Genomic DNA, 6,345 nt, shown 5'->3' on the forward strand with positions numbered 1-6,345 from the left:
CCGATGCGCTTCGACCACCGGATGGCGACGGATGTCGCCACCATCCTGCGCGATGCCACCCGCGCTGAGATCCTGCCGCGCTTCCGCCGCCTGACCGTTGGCGCCATCCGCACCAAGTCGAGTCCCATCGACTTGGTGACGGATGCCGACGAGGCCGCGGAGCGGCAGATCACCTGTGAACTGCTGGCCCGCTTCCCTGGCTGCGTGGTGGTGGGCGAGGAAGCCCAGGCCGCCGACCCGGCGTTGCTGGAAAAGCTGGCCGATGCCGATCTGGCCTTCGTGGTGGACCCGGTGGACGGCACCGCCAATTTCGCCGCCGGCGTCCCGCTCTTCGGCTGCATGGCCGCGGCCGTGGCGAAGGGAGAGGTGGTTGCTTCCTGGATCCACGACCCGTTGGGCGACGACACCGCCGTGGCTTTGCGGGGCGAGGGTGCCTGGATCGAGCATCCGCAGCATGGTCGAACGGACCTGCGCGTCGCCGCCGCCGCGCCGCTGGAGCGGATGACCGGCGCCGTTTCCTGGACTTGGATGACGGAGCCTCTCCGCAGCCGGATCACGGCGCGGTTGTCGCGCCTGTCCTCCGGCGTTCAGTTCCGCTGCGCCGCGCATGAATACCGGCTGATCGCCTCCGGCGGGGCACACTTCACCATCTATAACAAGCTGATGCCCTGGGACCACCTACCGGGTTGGCTGCTGCACAAGGAAGCCGGTGGCTATAGCGCCCGCTTCGATGGCAGCGACTACCTGCCAGTGCATACCGGTGGTGGCCTGCTTGCGGCACCGGACCGTGCAAGCTGGGAGGCCATCAAGGCCGCCCTGCTGGACGACTGAAAGGAAAGGCGCGGTTATCTTTCGCGCCTTTTCACATCCTGCCAAGCGGCTTCCATCGCCTCCAGTCCGGCATCGGCGGGCGACTGGCCGCGTTCGCCCAGCAAAGCCTCCACGGCATTGAAGCGCCGCTCGAACTTGGCATTGGCGACATGCAGGCAGGTCTCCGGGTCCAGGTCCAGCTTACGCGCCAGATTGACCACGACAAAAAGCATGTCGCCGAGTTCGTCCTGTAGGCGGGCCTTGGAGGCAGCGGGAAATTCCGCCCGCAGTTCGGCAATTTCTTCATCCAGCTTGGCAAGGACAGCCTCTGCATCCGGCCAGTCGAAGCCGACGCGCGCAGCACGGCGGGCGATCTTGTTGGCGCGGGTCAGGGCGGGCAGGGCGGGTGGAATGCCGGCCAGGGTGCCGGTTTCGCGGCGAGCCTCGCGCTCGGCCTGCTTCTGGATCTCCCAGGCGGCCGTCTGGGCGGCTGCGTCACGGGCGGCGGCCTCGCCGAAGACATGGGGGTGGCGGCGGATCATCTTGTCCGAGATCGCTTCGGCCACGGCGGCAAAGTCGAAGGCGCCGTCCTCCTGGGCCATCTGAGCGTGATAGACCACCTGGAACAAGAGGTCGCCGAGTTCGTCCTTCAGCGCGGGCATGTCCTGGCGAGTAATGGCATCCGCCACTTCATAGGCTTCTTCGATGGTGTAGGGCGCGATGGAAGCAAAGTCCTGTTCGCGGTCCCAGGGGCATCCATCCGGTGCCCGAAGCCGCGCCATGATGTCGAGGAGGCGCAGAAGGGCATCAGCAGGGCTAGCTGTCATGGCGCGTCTCATTACCTGATAATATATATTATGTAAAATTAGAGGCCTGTTGTGAGCACAAGGCCATCATGGGCCGCTTCCACGCCCCGCGGCAGGTTCTGACACATCCAGGCCCAATCCAGATCCGTACCCATATGCGTCAGCACCGTGCGCCGTGGCTTCAGCCGTTCCACCCATTGCAGCACCAGTTCCAGATGCGCGTGTACCGGATGCGGCTTTCGCTGGAAGCAGCCGACGATCCAGGTGTCGAGCCCTTCCAGCACCGCGAAGCTTTCCTCCGGCATGGCCACCACGTCGGTGGAATACGCGAAATCGCCGATCCGCAGCCCCAGCGTTTCCATGACCTTGTGGTCCTGCCGGAATAGCTGGACTGGAAAGCCCGCTATGTCCCAGACCTGCCCGGGTGCCACCGCCAGCGGCGTCAGCGCCGGGCGAAAGAATGCCGGCGGCGTCGGGTCGCGGAAGACGTACTCGAACCGCGTCTTCAGTTCCGCCAAGGTTATGGCGGTGCCATAGGCCGGAATGGCGGCGCCCCGAATTCGGTTCAGTGGGCGGAATTCGTCCAGGCCCATGATGTGATCGGCATGGCCATGCGTGACCAGCAGCGCATCGATCCGGCGGATGCAATTCGCCAGAAGTTGTGCCCGCAGATCCGGCCCGGCGTCCACGAGCAACCGCCGCCCATCCTCAGCCTCGATCAGCAAGGATGAGCGCGTACGCCTGTTGCGTGGCTCAGCCGGGTCGCACAGGCCCCAGTCGCCGCCACCATCGGCGCCCCCAAGCATCGGCACGCCTGCGGAGCCGCCACAGCCGAGGATGGTTAGCTTTAAAAACAAGGCTTCAGGCGGCTTTCTTGAATAAATTGCGGAAGTTTTCGGTAGTCAGTTCCGCCATGGCCTCAGGGGTCATGCCGTGGACCTCGGCGAGCACCTTGGCCGTATAAGCGACATAGGAAGGCTCATTCCGCTTTCCGCGGAACGGCACTGGTGCGAGATAAGGCGAGTCCGTCTCCACCAACAGGCGCTCCGCCGGAACATCGCGCGCGATATCGCGCAGTTCCGTGGACTTCGGAAAGGTCAGAATGCCTGAAAAGGACACATAGGCGCCCATATCCAGCGCTGCTTCGGCCAGCTGCCTGCCAGAACTGAAGCAGTGCAGCAGGAACGGAAAAGCGCCGCCCGCCGCCCATTCCTCACGCAGGATGGCGGCAATGTCTTCATCCGCATCCCGTGCATGGATCACCAGGGGCAACTGGGTCTGCTGGCAAGCGCGGATATGGCGGCGGAAGCCTTCCTGCTGCACCTCCCGTGGCGCCTTGTCATAGAAGTAGTCTAGGCCGCTTTCGCCGATGCCGATGATGCGCGGGTGGTCGGCGGCCGCAACGATCTCGGCCACCTCCGGCAAGGGCCCCTCACCCACATTCTGCGGATGCACGCCGACGGTACCCCACACCTGCGGAAAGCGCTCCGTCAGCGCCTTCACCTCCGGCGCCTGTGCCATCCGCACGCCGATCGACACCATCTGCCCCACGCCGGCATCCGCCGCGCGGGACAGGATGTCGCCGATCTCCGCATCCGTGAAGTAATCCAGGTGGCAGTGACTATCGACCAGCATCAGGCGGGCTCGTCCTGGATCTTCTGGAACAGCGGGCTCGGCGGCGGCAGCGCAGTTCCATCGGGCAACGGCATCGCCAGTGCCGCCAGATCCCGAGCCTCGGCTGGCACACCAAGCTGGTCCAGCATGCGGCTCATGGTGTCGGGCATGAAAGGCTGCAGCACCGTCGCCAGCGCGCGGAGCGCGGTATGCAAGTGGCGCAGCACGGAGGCCATGCGTACCACATCGGTCTTCTTCAGCGACCAGGGCTTCTGCGCGTCGATCCAGGAATTGCCCAGGCGGGAAACAGCCTGGATACGCTCCAGCGCTTCATGGAAGGCTTGGCGGCTCAGCGCCTCCTCCACGCGCTGCGGCAGCGCGGATACCGCATCCAGCAACTCAGCATCGGTGGGGTCTGGTGCCCCGGCGGCAGGCAGCTGGCCATCGCAATTGCGCTGGATCAGCGAGAGCGTACGCTGCGCCAAGTTACCAAGATCATTCGCCAACTCGCTGTTCAGGCGCTGGATCAGCGACTTGCGGCTGAAATCGCCATCGTTGCCGAAGGGCACCTCGCGCAGCAGAAAGAAGCGCACCGGGTCCAGGCCGTATTGCTCCACCAGCGTCAGCGGGTCGATGACATTGCCCAGCGACTTGGAGATCTTCTGGCCCTCGTTGGTCCACCAGCCATGGGCAAAGACCCGGCGCGGCACCGGCAGCCCGGCCGCCATCAGGAAGGCCGGCCAGTAGATGGCGTGGAAGCGGACAATGTCCTTGCCAACGAAATGCACGTCAGCCGGCCAGAAGCGCCAAAGATCAGCGTTTTCATCAGGGTAGCCGAGCGCGGTGATGTAGTTTGTCAGCGCATCCAGCCAGACATACATCACATGTGCCTCATCCCCCGGCACCTTCACTCCCCACTTGAAGGAGGTGCGGGAAATGGAGAGGTCGGTCAGGCCGCTCTTGACGAAGCTGATGACCTCGTTGCGGCGGCTCTGCGGCGCGATGAACTCCGGATGCTCGTCATAGAAGGCCAGCAGCCGGTCCTGCCAGGCGGAGAGGCGGAAGAAGTAGGAAGGCTCCCTCACCCACTCCACCGGCGCACCGGTGGGGGCGAATTTCTGGCCATCCTTTTCCGTGATCTCATCGGGGCCGTAGAAGGCCTCGTCCCGCACCGCGTACCAGCCTTCGTAATGGCCGAGATAGATCTCGCCACGCTCCTCCAGCCGCTTCCAGAGGGCGGCGCAGGCGCGCTTGTGCCGCTCCTCGGTGGTGCGGATGAAGTCGTCGTTGGAATAGTTCATCCGCACCGCCAGGTCGCGGAAGGCCTGGCTGACCTGGTCGGTGAAGGCCTGCGGGTCCATGCCGCGGGCCTCGGCCGCCTTCTCGACCTTCTGCCCATGCTCATCGGTGCCGGTCAGGAAATGGACCTGGTAGCCGGACATCCGCTTCCAGCGCGCCAGCACATCCGCCGCCAGGGACGTATAGGCGTGGCCGATATGCGGCTTGTCGTTCACGTAATAGATGGGCGTCGTGAGATAGTAGCGCCGCTCGCTCGTCATGGTTCTTCAGGTCCTCAGCGCGAGGCCAGTCGGGTCAGACCGTTCAGCACCGCCTGTTTGCGGTCCAGATTCAGGGTTTCGGTCTCGTCAGCCAGCCGGCCCAGGGTGTCCCACAGAGAGGCCCAGTCGGCAAGCGGGCGGGCTGCCAGATAAGGCGCCGCCGTGCCGCCGCGCGCCGCCTCCCGGATGGCGGCCGCCAGGGTGGAACGCAGCAGGTCAAAGAACATCACCAGCGCACTGCCATCCCGCTTACCCGCCAAGCGGTCGCTGAGTTGGTGCAGGGCGCGTGGGTCAGGGTGCGGCAGGCTGCGCAGGAAGCTGTCCACCTCGGCCTGCAGGGCCAGCCCCTCGCCTTCCGCTAGTTCCAGCGCCCGGCCAGGCGCGCCGTCCGAGATCCTGGCCAGGGCGGCACGCTGCCCGGCATCGAGGTCCGGCAGCCAATGGGAGAGCACCCGCTCCATCTCCGGCGCGGCCAGGGGGAAGAGGTCGACACGCCGGCAGCGGCTGCGGATGGTAGGCAGCAGGCGATCTGGCGCCGCCGTGGTCAGCAGCAGCAGCGCGCGGGGCGGCGGCTCTTCCAGCGTCTTCAGCAGGGCGTTCTGGGCTTCGGCATTCATCGCCTCCGCCTGTTCGACCAGCACGATGCGCCAACCACCCTCAGCGGCTGTCAGGGAAAGGAAGCGTGGCACCTGCCGCACCTCGTCCACCCGGATCATCATCTTCACGCCGCGATCGCCCGCATTGGGCGCCAGGCTGCGCAGGTCTGCATGGCCGGCGGCGGCGACACGGCGGAAGGTCGGGTCTGCTGGCGGCAGGAACAGGGGCGGCGTGGCAGGCGGGCAGCCCGCCAGCAGCCAGCGCGCGAAACGGAAGGCCAGGGTGGCCTTACCGACGCCGCGCGGGCCGGTCAGCAGCCAGGCATGGTGCAGCCTGTTAGAGGCAGCGGCATCGGCCAGCGTCTGCGCGGCATGGTCATGGCCGAACAGGTCCGGGTTGGCGCGGGGTTCCGGCGGCAGGCTCACAGGGCCAGTCCCAGCCGGTCCCGCAACACGGCGCTGGCCACTGCGAACACGGCTTCTGGCGGTTGGGATGCATCCAGCAGGGCGCAACGCTGTGGCTCCGCGGCGGCGATGGCGCGGAAGCCCTCCTGCACGCGCGCATGAAAGGCAGCGCCCAGCCGCTCGAAACGGTCCGGCAGACCACGTGTCAGGGCCCGCGCCATGCCGGCCTCGGGCGGCAGGTCGAGCACCAGAGTGGCGTCGGGCACGAAGCCATCCAGGGCCACGTCAGCCAGCTTGCGCCAGACGGCGGAATCCAGGCCATGGCCGTAGCACTGGTAGGCCAGGGTCGAGTCAGCGAAGCGGTCGCAAACCACCCAGATGCCGGCTTCCAGCGCCGGCTGGATGGTCTTGGCCATATGCTCGCGGCGCGCGGCGAACATCAGCATGGCCTCGGCCACAGGGTCCCAGCTCACCGCCCCGTGCAGCATCAGCCCGCGCAGCGCCTCGGCGCCCGGCGCGCCGCCGGGCTCGCGGGTGCGCAGCACCGGCCGGCCA

7 protein-coding genes are annotated in these 6,345 nt (G+C 66.4%); 1 reads left to right on the top strand and 6 read right to left on the bottom strand.

All coding sequences use genetic code 11. From position 1 onward, the window contains the following. Positions 1–3 precede the first annotated feature (3 nt). Positions 4–831 (top strand): inositol monophosphatase family protein, encoded by an 828-nt coding sequence (locus tag IBL25_RS12140; RefSeq protein ID WP_187778805.1) that lies wholly within the window; start codon positions 4–6, stop codon positions 829–831. Positions 832–845: 14 nt separating this feature from the next. Here the strand turns inward: IBL25_RS12140 and mazG are convergent, their stop codons facing one another. The 6 genes from mazG to tmk form a co-directional block, all read right to left on the bottom strand. Further along, positions 846–1,637 (bottom strand): nucleoside triphosphate pyrophosphohydrolase, encoded by a 792-nt coding sequence (mazG, locus tag IBL25_RS12145; protein WP_187778806.1) that lies wholly within the window; start codon positions 1,635–1,637, stop codon positions 846–848. 38 nt (positions 1,638–1,675) lie between these two features. Then, on the bottom strand, positions 1,676–2,422 hold the full coding sequence (locus IBL25_RS12150; RefSeq protein WP_187778815.1) for an MBL fold metallo-hydrolase: 747 nt from the start codon (positions 2,420–2,422) through the stop codon (positions 1,676–1,678). A gap of 55 nt (positions 2,423–2,477) precedes the next feature. Then, entirely contained in the window at positions 2,478–3,251 is a 774-nt protein-coding gene (locus tag IBL25_RS12155) for a TatD family hydrolase (protein ID WP_187778807.1), read from the bottom strand. Continuing rightward, a complete protein-coding gene (metG, locus tag IBL25_RS12160; protein ID WP_187778808.1) occupies positions 3,251–4,789 on the bottom strand; it encodes a methionine--tRNA ligase in 1,539 nt (512 codons plus the stop codon). Before metG ends, IBL25_RS12155 begins: the two co-directional genes overlap by 1 nt. Positions 4,790–4,803: 14 nt before the next feature. Beyond that, positions 4,804–5,811, bottom strand: a complete 1,008-nt coding sequence (locus IBL25_RS12165) for a DNA polymerase III subunit delta' (RefSeq protein WP_187778809.1) — start codon at positions 5,809–5,811, stop codon at positions 4,804–4,806. Continuing rightward, the coding region (gene tmk, locus IBL25_RS12170; protein ID WP_187778810.1) for a dTMP kinase at positions 5,808–6,345 on the bottom strand (538 nt) is incomplete at its 5' end. The genes IBL25_RS12165 and tmk, both read right to left, overlap by 4 nt.

This window comes from Pseudoroseomonas ludipueritiae (assembly GCF_014490445.1).
GTDB classification, from domain to species: Bacteria; Pseudomonadota; Alphaproteobacteria; order Acetobacterales; family Acetobacteraceae; genus Pseudoroseomonas; species Pseudoroseomonas ludipueritiae.

Bases quoted from the DNA above. Each gene is read 5' to 3' on its own strand.
- metG (WP_187778808.1), bottom strand. From the start codon at position 4,789: ATGACGAGCGAGCGGCGCTACTATCTCACGACGCCCATCTATTACGTG.
- IBL25_RS12140 (WP_187778805.1), top strand. From the start codon at position 4: ATGCGCTTCGACCACCGGATGGCGACGGATGTCGCCACCATCCTGCGC.
- mazG (WP_187778806.1), bottom strand. From the start codon at position 1,637: ATGACAGCTAGCCCTGCTGATGCCCTTCTGCGCCTCCTCGACATCATG.
- IBL25_RS12150 (WP_187778815.1), bottom strand. From the start codon at position 2,422: ATGCTTGGGGGCGCCGATGGTGGCGGCGACTGGGGCCTGTGCGACCCG.
- IBL25_RS12155 (WP_187778807.1), bottom strand. From the start codon at position 3,251: ATGCTGGTCGATAGTCACTGCCACCTGGATTACTTCACGGATGCGGAG.